This window comes from Terrirubrum flagellatum, assembly GCF_022059845.1.
In the GTDB taxonomy this organism is placed as follows: domain Bacteria; phylum Pseudomonadota; class Alphaproteobacteria; order Rhizobiales; family Beijerinckiaceae; genus Terrirubrum; species Terrirubrum flagellatum.
Map to the genome: position 1 here is coordinate 1,449,096 of NZ_CP091851.1, position 22,228 is coordinate 1,471,323.

The 22,228-nt window shown below is 62.5% G+C and carries 18 protein-coding genes and 1 tRNA gene; 14 read left to right on the plus strand and 5 right to left on the minus strand.

Features of this window, described 5'->3' with window-relative positions; translation table 11 throughout:
- Positions 1-13: 13 nt before the first annotated feature.
- From L8F45_RS07030 to L8F45_RS07070, 9 genes are all read left to right on the plus strand, one after another.
- Positions 14-925, plus strand: a complete 912-nt coding sequence (locus tag L8F45_RS07030; RefSeq protein WP_342362166.1) for a S1C family serine protease — start codon at positions 14-16, stop codon at positions 923-925.
- A 192-nt stretch (positions 926-1,117) separates the two neighbouring features.
- Positions 1,118-1,261, plus strand: coding sequence for a hypothetical protein (locus L8F45_RS07035; RefSeq protein WP_342362167.1), 144 nt, complete (start codon positions 1,118-1,120; stop codon positions 1,259-1,261).
- A gap of 10 nt (positions 1,262-1,271) precedes the next feature.
- The gene (locus tag L8F45_RS07040) at positions 1,272-1,361 is read left to right on the plus strand and encodes a K(+)-transporting ATPase subunit F (protein ID WP_342362168.1); all 90 of its coding nucleotides are present in this window, start codon (positions 1,272-1,274) and stop codon (positions 1,359-1,361) included.
- Positions 1,362-1,375: 14 nt separating this feature from the next.
- Positions 1,376-3,088, plus strand: coding sequence for a potassium-transporting ATPase subunit KdpA (kdpA, locus tag L8F45_RS07045; protein ID WP_342362169.1), 1,713 nt, complete (start codon positions 1,376-1,378; stop codon positions 3,086-3,088).
- Between the two features lie 15 nt (positions 3,089-3,103).
- Positions 3,104-5,212, plus strand: coding sequence for a potassium-transporting ATPase subunit KdpB (kdpB, locus tag L8F45_RS07050; protein ID WP_342362170.1), 2,109 nt, complete (start codon positions 3,104-3,106; stop codon positions 5,210-5,212).
- A gap of 10 nt (positions 5,213-5,222) precedes the next feature.
- A complete protein-coding gene (locus tag L8F45_RS07055; protein WP_342362171.1) occupies positions 5,223-5,828 on the plus strand; it encodes a K(+)-transporting ATPase subunit C in 606 nt (201 codons plus the stop codon).
- A gap of 42 nt (positions 5,829-5,870) precedes the next feature.
- Positions 5,871-8,591, plus strand: coding sequence for a DUF4118 domain-containing protein (locus tag L8F45_RS07060; protein ID WP_342362172.1), 2,721 nt, complete (start codon positions 5,871-5,873; stop codon positions 8,589-8,591).
- A complete protein-coding gene (locus tag L8F45_RS07065; RefSeq protein WP_342362173.1) occupies positions 8,588-9,277 on the plus strand; it encodes a response regulator transcription factor in 690 nt (229 codons plus the stop codon). The genes L8F45_RS07060 and L8F45_RS07065 overlap by 4 nt, the downstream gene beginning before the upstream one ends.
- A gap of 60 nt (positions 9,278-9,337) precedes the next feature.
- On the plus strand, positions 9,338-9,781 hold the full coding sequence (locus tag L8F45_RS07070; protein ID WP_342362174.1) for a PTS sugar transporter subunit IIA: 444 nt from the start codon (positions 9,338-9,340) through the stop codon (positions 9,779-9,781).
- A gap of 93 nt (positions 9,782-9,874) precedes the next feature.
- On the opposite strand, the gene L8F45_RS07075 is transcribed toward L8F45_RS07070, so the two are convergent.
- Together L8F45_RS07075 and L8F45_RS07080 are read right to left on the minus strand one after the other, a co-directional pair.
- Positions 9,875-10,870 (minus strand): hypothetical protein, encoded by a 996-nt coding sequence (locus tag L8F45_RS07075; protein ID WP_342362175.1) that lies wholly within the window; start codon positions 10,868-10,870, stop codon positions 9,875-9,877.
- A gap of 437 nt (positions 10,871-11,307) precedes the next feature.
- Positions 11,308-11,901, minus strand: a complete 594-nt coding sequence (locus L8F45_RS07080; protein WP_342362176.1) for a TetR/AcrR family transcriptional regulator — start codon at positions 11,899-11,901, stop codon at positions 11,308-11,310.
- Positions 11,902-12,104: 203 nt separating this feature from the next.
- Between L8F45_RS07080 and L8F45_RS07085 the strand changes: the two genes are divergently transcribed.
- From L8F45_RS07085 to L8F45_RS07100, 4 genes are all read left to right on the plus strand, one after another.
- Positions 12,105-12,602 (plus strand): (2Fe-2S)-binding protein, encoded by a 498-nt coding sequence (locus L8F45_RS07085; RefSeq protein WP_342362177.1) that lies wholly within the window; start codon positions 12,105-12,107, stop codon positions 12,600-12,602.
- Positions 12,599-13,648 carry an FAD binding domain-containing protein gene (locus tag L8F45_RS07090; RefSeq protein ID WP_342362178.1) on the plus strand — a complete coding sequence of 350 codons (1,050 nt, stop codon included), beginning with the start codon at positions 12,599-12,601 and terminating at the stop codon, positions 13,646-13,648. The genes L8F45_RS07085 and L8F45_RS07090 overlap by 4 nt, the downstream gene beginning before the upstream one ends.
- On the plus strand, positions 13,645-15,900 hold the full coding sequence (locus L8F45_RS07095; protein WP_342362179.1) for a xanthine dehydrogenase family protein molybdopterin-binding subunit: 2,256 nt from the start codon (positions 13,645-13,647) through the stop codon (positions 15,898-15,900). The genes L8F45_RS07090 and L8F45_RS07095 overlap by 4 nt, the downstream gene beginning before the upstream one ends.
- Before the next feature lie 316 nt (positions 15,901-16,216).
- Positions 16,217-16,639 (plus strand): hypothetical protein, encoded by a 423-nt coding sequence (locus L8F45_RS07100; protein ID WP_342362180.1) that lies wholly within the window; start codon positions 16,217-16,219, stop codon positions 16,637-16,639.
- A gap of 195 nt (positions 16,640-16,834) precedes the next feature.
- Here the strand turns inward: L8F45_RS07100 and L8F45_RS07105 are convergent, their stop codons facing one another.
- Together L8F45_RS07105 and L8F45_RS07110 are read right to left on the minus strand one after the other, a co-directional pair.
- Complete coding sequence (locus L8F45_RS07105) at positions 16,835-17,437, minus strand: hypothetical protein (protein ID WP_342362181.1); 603 nt, start codon at positions 17,435-17,437, stop codon at positions 16,835-16,837.
- 268 nt (positions 17,438-17,705) lie between these two features.
- On the minus strand, positions 17,706-18,311 hold the full coding sequence (locus L8F45_RS07110) for a hypothetical protein (RefSeq protein WP_342362182.1): 606 nt from the start codon (positions 18,309-18,311) through the stop codon (positions 17,706-17,708).
- An 819-nt stretch (positions 18,312-19,130) separates the two neighbouring features.
- Here L8F45_RS07110 and L8F45_RS07115 point away from each other — a divergent pair.
- A complete protein-coding gene (locus L8F45_RS07115) occupies positions 19,131-21,512 on the plus strand; it encodes a matrixin family metalloprotease (RefSeq protein WP_342362183.1) in 2,382 nt (793 codons plus the stop codon).
- A 541-nt stretch (positions 21,513-22,053) separates the two neighbouring features.
- Here the strand turns inward: L8F45_RS07115 and L8F45_RS07120 are convergent.
- A tRNA-Ser gene (locus tag L8F45_RS07120) sits at positions 22,054-22,144 on the minus strand.
- Positions 22,145-22,228 lie beyond the last annotated feature (84 nt).

Here is a 22,228-nt window from a genome sequence, read left to right on the forward strand (position 1 = left end):
ACAGGAGCATCGAGTGGATCTCGACTCAACTCGCCGATCCATCGTCACCGTCCATTCGGTCATTCCGGAGGACGGCTTCACTGCGTCAAGCCTTGGCACCGAGCGCGAGGGAAGCGGCGTCGTCATCAATGAAAACGGGCTGGTGCTCACCATCGGCTATCTCATCACCGAGGCGGAGAATATCTGGCTGACGACCGTCGACGGGCGGGTCATCCAGGGGCATGCGCTGGCTTATGATCAGGAGACCGGCTTCGGGCTCGTGCAGGCGCTGGGGAAACTTGATCTTCCGGCGCTCGATCTCGGTAAGGCGAGCGAAGCGAAGGCAGGCGATCGCGTCGTGCTGAGCGGCGGCGGGCAGGGGCAATCGTCTCGCGCGACGATCGTCGGCAAGCAGGAATTCGCGGGCTACTGGGAATATCTCCTCGACGAAGCGATCTTCACCGCGCCGGCGCATAACTGGTGGGGCGGGGCTGCGCTCATCGATGCGAACGGGAAGCTGCTCGGCGTTGGCTCGCTGTTCGTGCAGCGCGTGACCGACACCGGCCGGCAGCAGGACATGAACATGATCGTGCCGATCGATCTCTTGCCGCCGATCCTTGGCGATCTCTTGGCCTATGGCCAGGTGAACAAGCCGCCGCGTCCCTGGCTCGGCGTCTATTCCGCCGAGAGCGACGGCAAGGTCGTCATCGCCAGCGTTTCGGAAAAGGGGCCAGCCGCTGCGGCTGGGCTGCGCGAGGGCGACGTTATTTCGAGCGTGCGCGACGCCAGCGTCGAAAGCCTTGCCGACTTTTATCGCAAGGTGTGGGGCAGTGGCGCGGCCGGCGTCGAAATCCCGATCGAAGTCGTGCGCGACGGTCGCAGCGTCTGGCGGCGTGTGAAATCGGCCGATCGCGGCAGCTACCTCAAGAAGCCGAAGCTGCACTGACGCGGAGCAGGGCCGCTCGTCCGAACGCGCGGCCTTTCCTCTGATTTGAAGCTGCGACGGGCGTTTCCGGTCTCTGCGCGTCTTTATGAGATTCCTATAAGTCGCCGCGCGGCTTCCTCTCGAAATCCTACGGTGATCCACGCCATTTGAGGCGACGGGCGCGTGACAGGCGCGCGGTCGCGGCGACGTCGCTTGCGGCGCGCACCGGTTTGCGACCTGCCGCAGCAAGGCTGCGTCACGGAAGGAATAACCATGCTCGATGTGCTCATGCTCGCGATCGCCTTCGGCTGTTTCGCGCTGACGATCGGCTACGCCTACGCCTGCGAAAGGCTGTGAGGAGCGATCCATGATTTTCGACTACGCGCTGGCCGGCCTCGTGATCGCGGGGCTGCTGATCTACCTCACCTACGCGCTGCTGCGGCCTGAACGGTTCTGAAAGGGCCTGACGCCATGACCTTGATCGGCTGGATCCAGATCATTCTTTATTGCGCGGTTGTCGTCGCGCTCGTGAAACCGCTTGGCTGGTTCATGACGCGCGTCTTCAATGGCGAGCGCACGTTCCTTTCGCCGGTGCTGCGCCCCGTCGAGCGCGGCCTGTATGCGCTCGCCGGCGTCGATGAAAATCGCGAGCAGCATTGGCTGACCTACACGATCGCGATGCTGCTGTTTCATGTCGGCGGCTTCATCATCCTCTACGCGCTGATGCGCTTCCAGGCGCTTCTGCCGTTCAATCCCGCCGAACAGTCGGCTGTCGCGCCCGACCTCTCGCTCAACACGGCGATCAGTTTCATCACGAACACCAACTGGCAGAATTATGGCGGCGAAGGCACGATGTCCTATCTCACGCAGATGCTCGGGCTGACGCACCAGAACTTCCTGTCGGCGGCGACGGGCATCGTGCTTGCGGTTGCGCTGATCCGTGGCTTTGCGCGCGCATCGGTGCGTACGGTGGGCAATTTCTGGGTCGATCTCACGCGCTGCACGCTTTATGTGCTGCTGCCGATCTGTGTGATCTACACGCTGTTCCTCGTCTGGCAGGGCATTCCGCAGACGCTTGGACCTTATATCGACGCGACGACGCTGGAAGGCGGCAAGCAGACGATCGCGCTCGGCCCCGTCGCGTCGCAGGTCGCGATCAAGATGCTCGGCACCAATGGCGGCGGCTTTTTCAACGCCAACGCCGCGCATCCCTTCGAGAATCCGACTGCACTGTCGAACTTCGTGCAGATGATTTCCATCTTCGCGCTCGGCGCCGCGTTGACGAATGTGTTTGGGCGCATGGTCGGCGATCAGCGCCAGGGCTGGGCGATTCTCGGCGTGATGGGCGTGCTGTTCATCGCCGGCGTCGCCGTCTGCTACTGGGCGGAAGCCCATGGCAACGACGCGTTCACCGCGATGGGCCTCGCCGGCGGCAATATGGAGGGCAAGGAGGTCCGCTTCGGCATCGTGGCTTCGGCGCTCTTTGCGGTCATCACGACGGCCGCGTCGTGCGGCGCGGTCAACGCGATGCATGACTCCTTCACCGCGCTTGGCGGCATGATCCCGCTGATCAACATGCAGCTTGGCGAGATCATCGTCGGCGGCGTCGGCGCCGGTCTCTATGGCATGCTGCTGTTCGTGATTATCGCGATCTTCGTCGCGGGCCTCATGGTCGGCCGCACGCCGGAATATATCGGCAAGAAGATCGAGTCGCGCGAGGTCAAGATGGCGATGCTCGCGATCCTCGTTCTGCCGCTGATGTATCTCGGATTCACTGCTGTCGCGGTCGTCTATCCGACTGCGGTCTCGTCGATGGCGAATCCCGGGCCGCACGGATTTTCCGAGGTGCTCTACGCCTATACATCGCAGACGGCGAATAATGGCTCGGCGTTCGCAGGTCTCACCGGCAATATCTTCTTCTACAACATCACCGGCGCGATCGCGATGATGGTCGGGCGGTTCTGGATGATCATCCCCGCCATGGCGATCGCAGGTTCGCTCGCGGAGAAGAAATCCGTTCCGCCATCCGTCGGCACGTTTCCGACAACTGGCGGGCTGTTCATCGGCCTTGTCGTCGGCGTGATCCTCATCGTCGGCGGCCTCACTTTCTTCCCGGCGCTGGCGCTCGGACCCATCGTCGAACATCTCGCGATGACGGCGGGAACGCTGTTCGCGGCCAACTAATCTGGAGCGAATTCCATGGAAGCCTCAACCCTGCGCAAGCAGACGCCGGCCTCGGCGCTGCTCGACGCGAAGATTGTGCTGCCCGCGGTCAGGGCGTCTTTCGCCAAGCTCGATCCGCGCGTGCTGATTAAAAACCCCGTGATGTTCGTGCTCGAGATCGTCACGATCCTCACGAGTGTGATCCTGATCCGCGATCTCGCGACCGGCGGACAGAATATCGGTTTTGAAGTCCAGATTATCGCGTGGCTCTGGGCGACGATCCTGTTCGCCAATTTCTCGGAAGCGGTGGCGGAAGGGCGCGGCAAGGCGCAGGCGGATTCGCTGCGCCGCTCGCGCACGCAGACGCAGGCGAAACTGCTCAATGGCGCGGATCGAGCGAATTACAAGCTGGTTCCCGGCGCAAATCTCAAGGTCGGCGACATCGTTCTCGTCGAAGCGGGCGACACGATTCCGTCGGACGGCGAAATCGTCGAAGGCATCGCCTCGGTCAACGAGGCGGCCATCACGGGCGAGTCGGCGCCGGTCATTCGCGAATCCGGCGGCGACCGGTCCGCAGTGACGGGCGGCACGCAGGTGCTCTCTGACTGGATCCGGGTGCGCATCACGGCGGCGCCGGGTTCGACCTTCCTTGATCGCATGATCCGCCTCGTCGAAGGCGCCGAGCGCCAGAAAACGCCGAACGAAATCGCGCTGAATATTCTTCTCATCGGCCTCACGATCATCTTCGTGTTCGCGACCGCGACGATCCCGAGCTATGTCGCCTATGCCGGCGGCGCGGTTTCGGTCGTCATCCTCGTCGCGCTTTTTGTCACGTTGATCCCGACGACAATCGGGGCCTTGCTGTCCGCCATCGGCATCGCCGGCATGGATCGTCTTGTTCGCTTCAATGTGCTTGCGATGTCCGGCCGCGCCGTCGAAGCGGCGGGCGATGTCGACACGCTGCTGCTCGACAAAACGGGCACGATCACGCTCGGCAATCGTCAGGCGACAGAATTCAGACCATTGCGCGGCGTGACCGAACAGGAATTGGCCGACGCAGCCCAGCTTGCATCGCTTGCCGACGAGACGCCGGAAGGCCGCTCGATCGTCGTGCTGGCGAAGGAGAAGTACGGCATTCGCGGACGTGACCTCAACGAAATCCACGCGAACTTCATTCCGTTCACGGCGCAAAGCCGCATGAGCGGCGTCGAGGTCGGCAATTCCTGGGTGCGCAAGGGCGCGGTCGACTCGATCCTCGGTTTTCTCAGTTCGCCGCCCGCCGTCGTGGGATCGAGCGCGCGCGTGCTGCAGCCGGCGATCAATGCCGACGTCGCGCGCGAAGCGCAGGCGATCGCCGACGAGGTTGCGCGCGCGGGCGGCACGCCGCTCGCTGTCGCGAAGGACGGGCGTCTGCTCGGCGTCATTCACCTCAAGGATATCGTGAAAGGCGGCATCCGCGAGCGCTTCGCCGAATTGCGTCGCATGGGCATTCGCACGGTGATGATCACCGGCGATAATCCGACGACGGCGGCGGCCATCGCCGCGGAAGCGGGCGTCGATGATTTCCTCGCGCAGGCGACGCCTGAGGATAAGCTCAGGCTGATCCGCGACGAGCAGGCGAAGGGCAAGCTGGTCGCCATGTGCGGCGATGGCACCAACGATGCGCCGGCGCTCGCGCAGGCCGATGTCGGCGTCGCCATGAACACCGGCACGCAGGCCGCGCGCGAGGCCGGCAACATGATCGACCTCGACTCCAACCCGACCAAGCTCATCGAGGTCGTCGAGATCGGCAAACAATTGTTGATGACGCGCGGCGCGTTGACGACCTTCTCGATCGCCAACGATGTGGCGAAATATTTCGCCATCATCCCCGCGATGTTTCTCGCCTTCTATCCCCAGCTCCAGGCGCTGAACATCATGGGCCTCGCCACGCCGCAGAGCGCGATTCTTTCGGCGATTATCTTCAATGCGCTGATCATCATCGCGCTGATCCCGCTTGCCCTGAAAGGCGTGGCCTATCGCGCGATCGGCGCCGGCCCGCTGCTCCGCCGCAATCTGCTCATCTACGGGCTTGGCGGCATCATCATCCCGTTCGTCGGCATCAAGGCCATCGACCTCGTCGTCACGGCCCTAGGTCTTGCGTGAGGAAATCATCATGTTGAAAGAACTACGCCCCGCCATCGTGCTCATCATCGCGCTCACGGCGATCACGGGCCTCGCTTATCCTCTCGCGATGACCGGCGTCGCCGGCGCGCTCTTTCCCGATCAGGCGCAGGGAAGCCTGATCGAGAAGGATGGCAAAATCGTGGGATCGGCGCTCATCGGCCAATCCTTCACGGACGACAAATATTTTCACGGCCGTCCGTCGGCGACGAACGCGCCCGACCCGAAGGACTCGACCAGGACCGTTGACGCGCCCTACAACGCGTCGAATTCGATGGGCTCCAACCTTGGCCCGACGAACAAGGCGCTGATCGAGCGCGTGAAAGGCGACGTCGAGAAGCTGAAGGCGGAGAACGCTTCAGCGCCGGTTCCGATCGATCTCGTCACGACGTCGGGCAGCGGACTTGATCCGCACATCTCTCCGGAGGCGGCCCTGTTTCAGGTTCCGCGCGTCGCCAAGGCGCGCAACCTGCCCGAGGATCGCGTGCGTCAGCTCGTCAGCGAGAACGCGGAAAGTCCTCTCGCCGGCGTGCTGGGTGAGCCCCGTGTGAATGTGCTTCAACTCAACCTCGCGCTGGATCGTGCGGCTGCGCGATAGGGGTGATAAGGTGTTGGGGATTCTCAGGAGTCCCTGCGTCTGATGGCGGATCAACGCCGAAATTCCGACCAACGGCCTTCTCCCGACGCCCTGCTTGAAGCCGTGCGGCGGGAGGACAGCAGGACGGGCAAGCTCAAGATTTTCGTCGGCGCCGCGCCGGGCGTCGGCAAGACCTACGAGATGCTGCAGCGCGCGCAGGCGCGGAAGCGAGACGGTTACGACATCGTCATCGGCGTCGTCGAGACCCATGGCCGCAAGGAGACGGAAGCGCTGGTCGAGGGGCTCGAGATCATCCCCCGTCGCAGCGTTGAATATAAGGGCCAGAAGCTCGATGAGATGGATATAGACGCCATCGTCGCGCGGCGGCCGCAGATCGTTCTCGTCGATGAACTCGCGCACACCAACGCGCCGGGCAGCCGCCATCCCAAGCGTTATCTCGATGTCGAGGAACTGCTGGAGCGCGGCGTCGACGTCTATACCACCGTCAACATCCAGCACATCGAAAGCCTGAACGACGTCGTCGCGCAGATCACCCATGTGCGCGTGCGCGAGACGGTGCCCGATTCCGTGTTCGATCGCGCCAGCGCCGTCGAGCTCGTCGATCTCACGCCTGACGATCTCATCCAGCGTCTCAAGGACGGCAAGATTTATGTGCCGAAACAGGCGGAGCGGGCGCTCGAACATTATTTCTCGCCCGGCAATCTGACCGCGCTGCGCGAGCTTGCGCTGCGCCGCACGGCGGATCGCGTCGATGAGCAATTGCTGTCAGAGATGCAGGCGAGGGCGATACCGGGGCCCTGGGCCGCGGGCGAACGCATTCTCGTCTGTGTGAGCGACGATCCGCGCGCGGCCGGCCTCGTGCGCTACGCCAAGCGCCTTGCGGACCGGCTGCACGGGCCGTGGATCGCGTTCTATGTGGAAAGCAGGCGCAGCGCGCAGCTCGATGAGGAGCAGCGCGACCGCATCGCCGACACGCTGCGTCTGGCCGAGACGCTGGGCGGCGAGGCCGTGACAATTCCCAGCGCTGGCCGCATCGCGGACGATGTGGTCGCTTATGCGCAGGCCAACAATGTGACGCAGATCATCATCGGCAAATCGACGCGCTCGCGCTGGTTCGAGATCATGCATGGCTCGGTGGTGCATGATCTCGTGCGCCGCTCCGGCAATATCAGCGTGCATGTCATTTCCGGAGACGCGCTGGGCGATGAAACGATCCCGGGCAAGACCGTGCGCGCGTCCGACGTCGCCAACGCAAGCGATCCGCGTCCCTATGTCGTCGCGCTCGCGGCGGTCGCCGTCGGCCTTGGCGTGAGCTTGGCCATTCGCCCCTGGTTCGGCGTCGAGAATGTCGATCTCGTGCTGCTGACCGCCGTTGTCGGCGTCGCTGTGCGTTATGGCCTCTGGCCGTCGCTCTTCGCCAGCGTTGTGGCGTCGCTCTGCTACAATTTCTTTTTCCTGCCGCCGATCTACACTTTCACGATCACCGACCCCACCAACATCGCGGCGTTCTTCTTCTTCATTGTCATGGCGATGATCGTGTCTAATGTCGCGGGACGGGTGCGCACGCAGGCGATGTCGGCGATCAGCCGCGCGCGCAGCACGGAGTCGCTCTATGCGTTCAGCCGCAAGCTCGCGGCGGTTGGCACGCTCGACGATGTGCTCTGGGCGACGGCCTATCAGACGGCGCTGATGCTGAAGGTTCGCGTCGTATTGTTGTTGCCCGAGGATGGAACGATCGCGGTGAAGGCGGGCTATCCGCCCGAAGATATTCTTGATGAGGCTGATCTCGCCGCCGCGAAATGGGCCTGGGCGAATGATCGGCCGGCCGGCCGCGGCTCCGACACGCTGCCGGGCGCCAAGCGTCTCTTCCTGCCGATGCGAACGGGACGCGGCGCGATCGGCGTCGTCGGCATCGATAGCGATAAATCGGGTCCGCTTCTCGCGCCGGATGAGCGGCGACTGCTGGATGCGCTCATCGATCAGGGGGCGCTCGCGATCGAGCGCGTCCATCTCGTGGAGGACATGGATCGCGTCAAACGCACGGTCGAGACCGAGCGGCTGCGCGCTGCGTTGCTGACCTCGATTTCGCATGATCTGAAGACACCGCTCGCCGCAGTGCTGGGATCGGCCGGCGCGCTGCGCGATCTCTCGGCCAAACTGTCCGACGCGGAGAAGGCCGATCTTCTCGCGACGATCATCGATGAGTCCGAGCGGCTCAACCGCTTCATCGCCAATCTTCTTGACATGACGAAGCTCGAGTCGGGAGCGATCGCACCGAATGCGGCGCTTCATGATCTCAGCGAAATCATCGGCTCGGCCTTGCAGCGAACCAGCAAGATCCTTGGCAATCATGAAGTGAAGCTCGATCTTGCCGGCGATCTGCCGATGCTTCAGCTCGATGCGGTTCTGTTCGAGCAGGCGCTGTTCAATCTTCTCGACAATGCGGCGAAATACGCGCCGTCTGGCGCCGCGATCCATTTGCGAAGCTGGCGCGAAAGCAGCTCGGTTTGTCTGCAGATCCTCGATGAGGGCAGCGGCATTCCGCCCGAAGATGTCGAGCGCATCTTCGACAAGTTCTATCGCGCGCAGAAGGCGGATCATGTTCGCGCCGGCACCGGACTCGGGCTTGCGATTGCGCGCGGCTTCATCGAAGCGATGGGCGGTTCGATCATCGCCGAAAATCGCGCCGACAGGAGCGGCGCCGCGTTCACGATTCGCCTGCCGATTCCCGCCGGCATTCAACTTCTGGACACCGCTGCATGACGGCTGCCCCTCTGAAAGTGCTTGTCATCGATGACGAGCCGCCCATTCGAAAATTGCTCCGCATGGGTTTGAGCACTCAGGGCTATCACATCCTCGAGGCGCCGAACGGCAAGACGGCGCTTGAGCTTCTCGACGACGAACCCGATCTCGTTATTCTCGATCTCGGCCTGCCTGATATTCAGGGTCACGAGCTGTTGCGGACGATCCGCGCGCGCAACGAGAGCGTGCCTGTTGTCGTGCTTTCAAGCCGCGGCGACGAGCCAGGCAAGGTCAAGGCGCTTGACTATGGCGCCGACGATTACGTGACGAAGCCGTTCGGCATGGACGAGCTTCTCGCGCGCCTTCGCGCCGCGCTGCGCCATCAGCTTCAGAGCCAGGGCGAGCGCCCGATCTTCCGCGTCGGAGGGCTGTCTGTCGACCTCGTCCGCCGCATCGTGAAGATCGACGACAAGGATGTGAAGCTGTCGCCGAAGGAATATGATCTGCTGCGTGTGCTCGTGCAGCATGCCGGCAAGGTGCTTACGCACAAGTTCCTGCTGACGGAATTATGGGACAGCCTGACCGACGCGCAATATCTTCGTGTCTATGTCAGGCAGCTCCGGCAGAAGATCGAGTCCGATCCCGAACGTCCGCACTATGTGCTGACCGAAACCGGGGTGGGCTACAGGCTGCGCGCTCCTGATTGAGAGCCGAATGTCCCGTTATGTCTGCGATTTTGTTGAGCTGACGCCGCATCGGACGCTGCGATGAAGATTTCCGATTTTCTTGCGCCTGGCGACGCGGCGATCGATGTTCGCGCCTCGTCGAAGCGGCAGCTTCTCGAGGAATTGTCCGCCTGGGCCGGGCGTTCGCTTGCATCGCCAAAGGAGCCGATTTTCTCCACGCTGATGAAGCGAGAGGAGCTGGGTTCGACGGGGATGGGCGGCGGCTTCGCGCTGCCCCATGCAAGGCTCGCGATCGTCAAAAAACCGTTCGGGCTCTGCGTCAGGCTGAAGCGCTTGCTCGATTTCGATGCGATTGATGGCGAACCGGTCGATCTCGTCTTTCTGCTCCTGCTTCCTGCGAGCGCCGAGAGCGAGCAGCTTCCGGCGCTGGCTTCGGTCGCGCGGACATTGCGCGCGCCTGACAGGCTGGCGCAATTGCGGCGCGCCAGGAACGCGTTGGAACTCTACGAGTTTATCGTGAACTGAAAATCGACGCGGTTGCAAATGCTCGCTTTACGGGCGTAGCCCGGCGTAGTGCTGCGTCCGCGCCAGCGGAATCCAGCTCACCGTGCGCTTGATCTAGTCAGTCCCGTCGAGAACGTGGATCACCCAGTTTACCGAACCGCTTGCGGAGCCGACCCATTCGGATTTCAGGGCGCTGACGCCAGGACCCGCCACGCCACTTCCGACCGAAATCATCGCCAGATGGAGGCGCTTCAGGGTGTCTGCGGACACACTCCTCAACAACGCCTTGGCGGCCGGCTTCGACACGCCTGAACCGCCGGCCAGGGCCTTGGGGTTGAGCTTCGCATCCTTGATCGCTTCTTCCAGCGCGCGCTTGCCGTCCGGCGTCTTTGAAGCCTCCTCGATGAGTTCCCTGACGATCTGCCCGCGCTCCGCCCGGTTCATCGCCTTCAGCCCGCTCTCCGTCAGTCCGCGCGCGGCCCATGAGCGCTGCGTCTTCAGAAGCTGCATGAAGTTCTTGACGCTGGCCGGCAACGAAGCGATCGCGCTCACGACGCCTATTCCATCGACGATCAGCGAAACGAGCTGATAGCTTTTGTCATTGTCAAGCAGGCTCAAGCTGTTGTCATCGGGATGATCGCTCGCCTCCGTATATCGCGCGATCGCGTTGCCGCATTGGACCGCATTAGCCGCAAGGCCAACCCAACCCGCAACAAACAAGGCGATTCCAGCGCCGCCGCTCGGCACGGTGAGCGCTCCTCCAGCAAGCAACAGCCCCGCGGAGACGATTGTGAGGCCGCAGGAAATGCCCATGCCAGTAAACTCCGCCCCCAATCGGCTCTTGTTGGTGATAACCAGGGGACTTGGCGAATTGGGAGGCGAACCGCCGGGCGTGCCGGCCCACTGCAGCGTATCCAGGTTCGTGACCGAGTCGGTGACATTGATTTCCTCGATCATCACCATAACGTTCGCATAGTTGGTCGAAGCGACGACGCCATCGTGCAGTGATGCGCATTTGGAGTTGCCGTAAAGAACAATTCGGCAACCAGCGAATTCTGGAAAAGTTCCGACGACTCTGACCATGCCGTCCAGAGTGGTTTTAGGAATCATGAGGCTCTCCTAAACGCATTATTTGAAAAAACAGGGAGTTCAATGCTTCAGAAAACAGCGAGCATAGTTCACCATCGCCGATCGCTTCGCAAGGATTTACGCTGAGCGAGCGGATGACGATTGGGCTGGCCCTGGAGGCGAGCGTTGGTGAGAAGCGAGCCGGCAATATGGTCGACAGCGAGCGGACCAATTCGTAAGATATTGCGAAATATAGGGAAGAGAAAGCCGCCGCCGAGCGCGATGATTTCGGCGACCGGAAATCTATCGAACTCCAATCCGTTGAGCGGCCAGATCGCCTCCGGCCTTCAAATATTCTGCGTCGCCGCCAATCTGAAAATATCCCGGCCAGCCCGAAGCTTGCCGTCAGCTTGAGGCCGTGAAGTCGACGCCTCGCGGATCGAGGCCAGCAGCTTTACGTCCATATTGGCGTCGATCCATTATCGGCTGATCCGCGGCTTCACACAGAGACCGTCGACGAAAACATTCATCAGTCGAACGACCTGCGGCTGCCAGCCCGGTTGATCGTGCATGTAGCACATGCCGACGAGCGCGCGCAGAAGCTCTTCCGGCGTGATGTCGGCGCGGATCTCGCCTGCGGCGATCGCGCGCTCCAGCAATGTTCCCACCGCCTTCGTCAGCCGGTCGAAGGTGTAGGCATAGAGTTCCGATGAACCGTGGGCGGCGAGCGCGAGCGCCGCCAGCATGCCCTTTTTTGTTGCGACCAGTTCGATGTTGGATTGCAGCCAGCGGCGCAGGGCGTCGACGGGTTTCGCTTCCAGCTTCAGTTTCTCCGCGAGTTCGCCGAGCTGCTCCACCTCGCGGCGATAGACCGCCTCGAACAGCGCCTCGCGCGTGGGGAAGTGGCGATAAAGCGTTCCGATCCCTACCTCCGCCTGTCTGGCGACCGCTTCGAGGCTGGCGTCCGGCCCGCCGCGGCTGAAGACGATCTTCGCCGCCTCGAGCACGCGCTCGCGGTTGCGCACGGAATCGGCGCGCGGCTTTCTCGCGATTTTTGCGGACAGGGCTTTCATTTGAATTGTTACAACGAACCCCCTTGCAAAACGGAGGCATCCTCCGTATAAATACGCCCATCGACGCCGGGACGTGAAGAGCCCTTATCGATCAACGCCGGCAGGACCGGTCTGATCCGTGCGCCGACAGGTCCTCAATCTCCGCTGCACCCAGGCGACGCAGCGCGTCTTACGTTGCCGCTCACACTGATCGGAGCATCTTAATGAATCTCTCTATCAGCCTCACGGTCAATGGCGTGCGGCAAGAGGTCGAACTCGACGATCCCAGAGTGACGTTGCTCGATCTCTTACGCGAGCGGCTTGATCTCACGGGAACCAAGAAGGGCTGCGATCGCGGCCAGTGCGGCGCCTGCACTGTGCTGGTCGACGGAAAGCGCATCAATTCCTGCCTGTCGCTTGCGATCAGCAATGACGGCGCCGACATCGTGACCATCGAAGGCCTCGCCAAGGGCGATGAGTTTCATCCCGTGCAGGCCGCCTTCATCGCCCATGACGGTTTCCAGTGCGGCTTCTGCACGCCGGGCCAGATCATGAGCGCCGTCGGCCTCATCGCGGAAGGGCAGGCGGGAGAAGACGCCGAGCGCATCCGTGAGGGCATGAGCGGCAATCTCTGCCGCTGCGGCGCTTATGTCGGCATCACGGAAGCGGTGCTCGAAGCGACTAAAGCTGTCGCCGACGCAAATCGGAGGAAGGCTGCGTGAATAATTTCGACTATGTCAGGCCGGTCAGCGTCGCCGACGCGATCGCGGCCGCAGCAAAGCCGGGCGCGGCGTATCTCGCCGCCGGCACCAACCTCATCGATCTGATGAAGGGCAGGATCAGCCAGCCCGAACGTCTCGTCGATATCTCACATCTGCCGGGGCTCGATCGCGTCGAGCGTCTTTCCGATGGAAGCGTGCGCATCGGCGCTGGCGTTCGCAACGCCGATCTCGCCCATGATGCGGAATTCGCGCGCGCTTTTCCCGCTGTCGCAGAGGCGCTTCTGTCAGGCGCGTCGGCGCAGTTGCGCAACGCCGCGACCGTTGGCGGCAATCTGCTGCAGCGGACGCGTTGTCCCTATTTCTATGACGTCGCCAGCGCCTGCAACAAGCGCGAGCCGGGTTCCGGCTGCGACGCGCGCGGCGGCGAAAACCGCCTGCATGCTGTGCTTGGCTGGAGCCCATCCTGCATCGCCACGCATCCCTCTGATTTCTGCGTTCCGCTGGTCGCGCTTGACGCCGTGGTCGAGATCGAAGGCGCGAAGGGCCGCCGCGAGATTTCGATCGACGATCTCCATCGCCTTCCCGGCGATGCGCCCGAGCGGGAAAGCGCGCTCGAAACAGGCGATCTGATCGTCGCGGTGCGCCTGCCGGCGGAAGCTGCACGCTTCGCCGCCCATGCGCGCTATCTCAAATTGCGCGAGCGCACCTCTTACGCCTTCGCCGTCGTGTCTGCGGCGGCCGCGCTTCGGATCGAAGGCGGCGTCATCCGAGAGGCGCGCGTGGCGCTCGGCGGCGTCGCTGCGAAGCCGTGGCGGGCGCGCGAGGCGGAGGCCGTGCTTGCGGGCGCCAAGGCGGGAGATCAGGCTTTTCGAGCCGCGGCTGAAGCTGCGCTCGCCAACGCCAAACCGTCAGGCGACAACGCCTTCAAGATCGAACTGGCGCGCGGCATCGTCGTTCGCGCGCTCACGCTCGCCATGGCGGGAACGCCGGCGCGCATTCCCGCTTTGCCGGGTTCACCCTTCTCGAATGCAGGCGTCCGTTCATGACCGTTGAGAATCTCTCGCGAGACCCCGCGCATAGGCGGCACGGGTCGAATATCGGCCAGCCGCTGACGCGCCGCGACGGCGTGCTGAAAGTGACGGGCGCCGCGCGTTACGCCGCGGACAATCATCCGCCCGGCATGCTCTACGCCGTCATGGCGGTCAGCAGCGTCGCGCGCGGGCGCGTGACCTCTCTCGATGTCGACGCCGCGAAGAAACATCCCGGCGTCGTGAACGTCATGACTCCGGCGAACAAGCCTGCGCTCGCCATGGATCCGGACGCGAAGACGAATCCCTTCATGTTCCGGCTCGATCTCCTGCAGAACGACAGGGTGCGCTACGTCAATCAGCCTATCGCTGTCGTGATCGCGAAGACGCTGGAGGCTGCGACGGAAGGCGCGGCGCTGTTGTCGCCGCGTTACGAGACCGAGCCCGCCCGCGCCGATCTCGACGCCAATGAAAGCTTCGTTCCCAAGGCCGTCGGCGTCGGTAATCCGGCGGAAGTCGAACATGGCGACGTTGACGCTGGTCTCGCGTCTGCGGATCATCGCATCGACGCGACCTATGAAACGCCGATGCAATATCACAACGCCATGGAGCCGCATGCGATCGTCGCGGCGTGGGATGGCGATAAACTGTCGATCGACACGCCGAGCCAGGGCCTCGCCATGGCGCAGGGGCGGCTCGCGGGCCTCTTTGGCATTTCGCCGGAGAATATCCATATTCGCAGCCCGTTTCTCGGCGGCGGCTTCGGCTCGAAGGGCTTGATCGCGGGGCCGCAGATTCTCGGCGTCATGGCCGCGCGCATGGCCGGTAGGCCGGTGAAGCTCGTGATGCGTCGCGAGCAGATGTATGGTCCGGTGGGGCATCGCGCGCCGACGCGGCAGCGGTTGCGCATCGGCGTTGCGAAAGACGGCGCGCTGACGGCGCTTTCTCATCGCGCCAGGACCTCGTCGAGCACGTTCGATGATTTCTTCGAGCCCGCCGCCGACGCCTCCCACACGCTCTATGCAAGCCCCGCGATTGCGACCTCTCATGAAGCGGTGCGTCTCGATATCGGCACGCCGTTGTTCATGCGCGCGCCTGGCGAAGCGACGGGATCGATCGCGCTGGAAAGCGCCATTGATGAAGCCGCATGGGCGTGCGGCATGGACCCGCTCGCATTTCGCCTGAAGAACTACGCCGAGGTCGAGCCGATCTCCGGCAAGCCCTTCTCCTCGAAAGCGCTGCGCGAATGCTATGCGCAAGGCGCCGAACGCTTCGGCTGGTCGAAGCGGCCGCTGCAGCCACGACAGATGCGCGACGAGGCAGGCTTCCTCGTTGGATGGGGCATGGGCACCGCGACATTCCCCGCGCTGATGTTCCAGGCGCAGGCGCGGGCGGTAGTCCGCAATGACGGGCGCGGAGTGATGGAGTGCGGCGCCCATGACATGGGGCAGGGCGCGTGGACGGCGCTGGCGCAAATCGCAGCCGATGGGCTGGGGCTTGATCTCGATGAGGTCGAGTTCAGGGCAGGAAGCTCTGATCTGCCGGACGCCGGAATCGCCGGCGGCTCCGCCCACACCGCGACCGCGGGCATGGCGATCCACAATGCCGGCGCCGACGTGATCGCCAAACTCGCTGCGCTCGCGACCGAAGATCAACGTTCGCCGCTTTTCGGCGCCGGCAACGCCGGCGTGATCGCGCGCAATGGCCGGTTGCATCGTCGCGATGATGAAAGCCGGAGCGAATCCTACGCCGATATTCTCAATCGCGCCGGGCTTGCCGAGATCGAGGGCCGCGGCGGCAGCGCCGCCGATCCCGCGGCGCAGGCGAATTACGCGATGCATGCTCATGGCGCCGTTTTCGCCGAGGTGAAGGTCGATCCCGATCTCGGTCAGGTTCGCGCCACGCGCGTCGTCGGCGCCTTCGCGGCGGGGCGCGTGATCAATCCGCGACTGGTGCGCAGCCAGTATTATGGCGGCATGATCTGGGGCGTTTCATTTGCGCTCCATGAGCATGCGATTCTCGATCGCCGCTCGGGCCGCATCATGAACGCCAATCTCGCCGACTATCATGTGCCTGTGAACGCCGACATTCCTTCGCTCGACGCCGTGCTGATCGACGAGATCGATCCGCATGTGAACGCGCTTGGCGTCAAGGGCGTCGGCGAGATCGGCATCACCGGCACCGCGGGCGCGATCGCCAATGCGGTCTGGCACGCGACGGGCGTCAGGCCGCGACGGTTTCCGATCATGATCGAGGATATCGCGGCCTAGGCGAACAGGTCTCCCGACATCGAAATTCGACGGCGGCGGCGCATGTCCGCCGCCGCACAGGCGCGCCCAAATTGGGCCGCGAGGCGCCTATCCCTGCCGTGCGGCGCGTTGATTGATCTCGCGCGGCTCGTGCGCCGGCGCACAGCGAACCCCAATCAGACAAGCGAAACGCCGCGTCATGCGATGGAGCGCATCTGTTCAACTGCTGCGGCGGTTCGTGACGGTTGTTCCCGAGCCTCAAGCCAATTCAAGATACGAAATTGGCGTAGAGGGCTGATCGCACAGAGGCGAGTGTGCTTTGTTCCGGGGGACAGACGTGCCTTACAAGGTCAATCCTTTTTACAATATCGATTCGCCCGTCGGCAAAGGGCAGCCCAACCTGCCGATGGATGTGAAGCTGGTGCAATATCTGCTGATCAAGGTCGCCAGCCGGACGCAGGGAAAATGGACGCCTCCCGCGGCCGAAATCGTCGCCGATGGCGTTTACACGCCGGCGCTCAGCGAATGGATCCTGTCCTACCAGACCGTGGTGAAGGCGGTGCGCGACGGCGTCGTCAGCCCGCAGGTCAATCCGCACTGGAAGCATCACGGGACGATCATTTCGCTGAATGCGAGCTTCCGCAACAATTTCGGCGCCGCCCGCCACGACAATATCGTCGGCGAGCCTGACATTCCGGCCGATCTTCGCTCGATATTGGGCGCCGGCAACGCCAAGCCCGACATGGGGACGACGGCGTAGAGGCGACGACGCAGCCGGCTTCGTCGAAGCTGCCTTCGCCCTTCAGAGCATGGCGCGAAAAAGTAGGAGCCGGCTTTTTCCGAGACGAACGCGAGCGTTCGCTCTGCAAGAGCCATGCTCTCAACTTTTGGAATCGATCACGCTCCCGCACTTGATTGATTCAATCGAAGTGCGGCGTGATCTTGTGGCGCGAACTCAGATGCCGTCGGCGCGCGTCCGGCTCCAAAGGGTTACGCCGTCTCGCTGATAGAGCGGCTCGTTCGCGATCGCCTGGCGCAGTTGCATTTCGTCGCGAAGGTCCACCCGGGCCCCGCTTTTTCCGCTGATCCTGCCGGCGATATCGTACGCCAGTTGAAATATAGGATCATCCGACAACGACTTGACGGGGAATCCGGCTTCGTAGGTCACATAGAGGCTGCCTGCGATATAGGCGGCCGCTTCATTTTCCGTGCCCGTCGTGATCGCCGAGCCGCGCTCCGACCACCAGCGACCCCCGCCCCAGATGTCGTGAAGCGCGTGCGTGCATTCATGCACGATGTCCTTGCGAACGCGCGGCAATGCTCCGGAATAATCGGGCGGAAAGCTGAGAGTATTCTTCGGATTGACGTAGCTTGCACTTGCGCCGGCTTGCTGTTTCCCGACCTTTATTCCGATCCCGCCGGTTGCGACGAGCGCGGCGACGCCGGCAAATCCGGCGCCGTCGACATGAATCGAGCCGAGGGTGAAGTCGATCTTGTTGGCCGATGGCGAAACCAGCGTGTTGTAGACGAGCGTTCGAAGCTCGGAAACGGTAGCCATGTCTGCCTCCAATGGCCGACGGCGAAATCGCCGTCAGCGTAGGGAAGCCCGACTTTTCGTGGTCGCGGCGTCGCCGAGGGAACAGGCCATGCGCGGCCGGTGCGCGTGCGCACGGCGAGCCTGACATCCCGGCCGATCTTCGCTCGGTTTTGGGCGCCGGCAACGCCAAGCCTGACATGGGCCTGACATCGGGACGACGGCGTAGAGGTCGCGACGCCGCCGTCCTCGTCGAGTTTCGCCCTGCGCATGACACGAACCGGCCGCAAACTCAGATGCCGTCGGCGACCGTCAGGCTCCAGAGCTTTACGCCTCTTTTCTGATAGACGGGGTCGTTCGCGATCGCCTGGCGCAGTCGCATCTCGTCGCGAAGGTCCACCCGCGCGCTCTTTTGTCCGCTGATTCTCCCGGCGATATCGTAGGCCAGTTGAAATATAACAGGAAGCGTCGACGGCGTTGCGACAGGGGATCCGGCTTCGTAGGTCAGATAAAGGGCGCCCGCGATATAGGCCGCCGCTTCATTTTCCGTTCTCGCCGTTGTGATCGAACCGCGTTCCGACCACCAACGACCTCCGCCCCAGATATCGTGAAGCGCGTGCGTGCATTCGTGCACGATAGCCTCGCGATCGTCCGGTGACGTCCCGGAATAACCAAGTGGAAAGCTGAGAGAATTTTTCGGATAGTTGTAGCTTGCGGCTTCGCCGGTTTGCTGGTTCTCGACCTTGATTCCGATCCCGCCGTGCGCGACGAGCGCGGCGACGCCGGCAAATCCGGCGCCGTCGACATGAATCGAGCCGAGGGCGAAATCGATTTTCGCGGCCGATGGCGATAGCAACGTGCGATAGACGAGCATCCGAAGTTCGAACTCGGTAGCCATGTCTGCCTCCAATGGCCGACGGCGAAATCGCCGTCAGCGCAGGGAAGCCCGATTTTTCGTGGCCGCGGCGTCGCCGACAGGACAGGCCATGCGCGGGCGGTGCGCGCGCACACCCTGCGCCATATTATGGAAGCGGCGCTCATGCCGGGCGTCGTGACAGGGGGGCCGCGCTCGCCCATCCCGAAGCGCCCTGTCCAGCCCTATTACGGCCGAGAGTTGGATCTGGCCTCCTGTATCCCCGTCTAATGAAGCAATCGGATACGATGCTTCGAAATTCTCCGCCGGACTGGCGTTTGCCACCGCATCTCATCGAGCTCTGGGAGGCCTGCCATTGGACGGGAGCCGAGCGCGCCCGATACGATGGAAAAACGAGCTCTGACGAAGCCGGAAAAGTTGATCAAAACGCATGGACCCGCACCCGCGGTCCGGCAAGGTGATCCGACCAAGCCTTCAGGGAGCGCCGTCTTGCCGTAGTTGCGCGCGGATTGCCGACGAAGTCGGCTAGTCCGACCTTCGCTCGGTTTTGCGCGCCGGCAACGCCAAGCCTGACTTGGAGACGACGGCGCAGGCCGCCGCTGCTCGTTTTCCTGTCCCAGGGCCCGAGCAGATCGGACCGGGCGAGGCGGGCGAGCGCCGCAGGCGTTCCGCCTTGGACCCGTGAGTCCCGAACGGCGGTATCGCCTCAATCGGGCTCGCTCTTGCTCTCTCTATTCCCCCATATTAGTAATCAAGTTACTATTTTTGCTCATTTTTCCCTCCAACGGCGCGGCATCGTGGGGCCGAGTTCACCGGGACGCCTCTGACGTAGCGGAGATTTTCATGGCCGGTTTTGTTTTGGAAGGACCCACTTGGAACCATTTGGCGTTAACTTATAGCTTTGCGACGGCCAATTATTCCAATCAGTACGGCACTTTCTCTCATAGTATTGGGGATTCATTTTTTCAGAACGAAGTGCGGCAGGCTTTCGCGCGCTGGGACTCAGCTTCTCCTATCAATTTCGTCGAAGTCGCTGATGCATCGACGGTCGATATCCGAGTCGGGTTTGGGGTTTTCGATGGCGGCTTCGGGACGCTTGCGCAAACAGGTTATTTCAGCAGCGGCGGATCATTCCAGTCCGGCGTGGTGATCAGGTTCGACGAAGGCGAGTCCTATAGCGCGACATCGACAGACTATGTGTTGTCGAACGGCGTCACTCTCTTTTCGGTGGCTTTGCATGAGATTGGTCACGCCCTCGGCCTCGATCACTACGATGCCGAGCCGGCGATCATGCATACATATGCATCGGCAAGCATTACGGACCTCCAGCAGTCCGACTTCGACGGCATCCATTACCTCTATGGCTTTCCCGCGATACCCTCCGATTTAACGCCAAACAACTTCTCGCTGCCATTCTCGACGCTCTATTCTGGTTTGACGATCTCGTTGAACGTTTCCGTCTCCAACGCGACCTCCGGGAATGCTGGCGGCTTTAACGCGGGCGTCTTCTTTTCCAGTGACTCAGTCGTCAACACGTCGGATTTCTACGCGAACCCGATTGCTTTCCCTAATGGCGTGGCCGGGAACGGAACCAACGGCGTTACTGTGAGCGTCAGCGTTCCGGCCGGCTTTGCAAACGGCACGCGTTATATCGGCCTCATCACTGACGTAGACAACGTGGTTGGCGAGTCCAACGAAAGCAACAACGTCGTCTCAAACGCATTCACGTATGTGTCGCTCATGACCGAGGGCTCGGACACCGTGACTTTACCGCTGACCGGCGTCTGGAACGCCTATGGTGGCGACGACAATGTCACCGGCACATCCGGCAACGACACAATTCGGGGCGACGGCGGCAACGACATGCTGAAAGGCGGCGCGGGCGGCGACACGCTCGACGGGGGCGCGGGCCTGGACACCGCCGCCTATGACAATCCCGGAGCGGGTGGCGCTCTCGTCGTCGATCTTGCCAATCCCGGCGCCAACAATGGCGATGCGTACGGCGACACCTACATATCCATCGAGAATGTTGTTGGCGCTCCGAATTGGCAGAACGTCATCCGCGGCGACAGCGGCGGCAATGAATTGGGCGGCGGATCTGACAATGATCAATTCGAAGGCCGAGGCGGCGGGGACACCTTCTGGGGCAGTCTCGGCGTCGATACGGTCTGGTACGCGAATCCGACCTCCGGTGGCGCGCTCGTGGTCGATTTCCTCAATCCTTCCGCAAATACGCAAGACGCAGCCGGTGATTTTTTCAATTCGATCGAGAACATTCGTGGCGCCGCCAAATGGCAGAACGTTCTGCGCGGCGACAACGGCAATAACGAGCTCTATGGAGGCTCGGACAATGACCACTTTGAGGGACGCGGCGGAGGTGATTTCTTCTCCGGCGGCTTGGGCGTCGACACCGTCTGGTATTCCAACCCGACGTCCGGGGGCCAACTCGTCGTTGATCTCGGCAACCCTTCGGTGAATACGCAGCAAGCCGCCGGCGACGTCTTCAATTCGATCGAGAATATCCGCGGCGCCGCTAATTGGCAAAACGTTCTGCGCGGCGACGGCGGTAACAACGAGCTTTACGGGGGATCAGGCGACGATCATTTCGAGGGACGCGGCGGCGGTGACTTCATTTTTGGCGGATCTGGAATTGACACCGTCTGGTACAACGTCCCCGTTTCGGGAGGCCCGTTGATCATCGATCTCGCGTACAGCAATCAGAACACGGGCGAGGCGGCTGGCGACACCTATGTCGGCATCGAGAACGTCGTCGGGAGCAGCGGCTGGGACCGGATCAGGGGTGACGGCGCCAACAACGTGCTGAACGGTCAAGGCGGAGGAGATGAACTCACGGGCCGCGGCGGCGCCGATTTCATGAATGGCGGCGCGGGCAACGATCTGTTCATCTACGAGTTCGTCACCGACGGCGGCGGTTCTGGCGACGGAATCGGAGATTTCGTTCGAGGGCAGGACCGGATCGCCATTTCCGCATCCAACTTCGGCGGAGGCCTTGTTGGCGGGGCTGGTCTCGCATCGTCACAGTTGCTGGTTGTCTCATCATTGGCGGCGACGCCCGGCCACGCCGCCGCCTTCATATTCGAGACGTCGACTTCGCATCTTTACTGGGATGGAATCGGAGCAGCTGGCGGCGCCTCGTCGGCTCTCGCGCTCGCCACAATCAATGGCGTCAACACGTTCGGCACGAGCGATTTTCTGCTGTTCTGAGCGGATGACGTCTTCCAGGATGATCAATGAGCTGCTGGCGTGGTCTTCGGTGATTGCGCTCATGATGTCGGAAGCTTCGGCCGCTGACGTGTACACGCTCTATCGTAGTTCGCTTATCGAAGGCGTTCGACGCGTTCATGTCGCAACGTTCGATGCAGCCGAGTCCGGCGAGTATAATCGCGAGAACTGCGAGCTCGCCGCCGACCTCTTTCAACGCCAACCCAGAGTGAGAACACGGTTCTGGTGCGAAGCTGGACGCGCGCAAAATTAGAATGCGTCCGCTATGGACCCAGTTGTTGGCGGCAGCCGCAAGAGCGCTTTCGTGCCAGCCGGGATGCCGAGTTGTCTGCAAATTATTAGGTGCGACCTCGTTGAGAGCTTTGGTTCACGCGCCTGCGTCCAGCCACGATGTTTTTGAGAACGGATATCATCGGAATAGCGGAAGCAAGGCTGTCGCAGCCAGTGGCGTCGCATCAAGAAGGGCGACGATTGACGCTGGCGGTTGGAAAATGAAATATTTTCAAGCGCTTGCAAACTTTGTTGGCGGAGACGGAGGGATTCGAACCCTCGATACCCTTTTGGGGTATGCTCATTTAGCAAACGAGTGCCTTCAGCCTCTCGGCCACGTCTCCGTCGCCGGCTTGGCCGGCGCCGGCGTGTATGGCCGCGGTCGGGGGCTTTTGCAAGGCCAAAGGGCCGGCTGTCCCGGGCTGCCG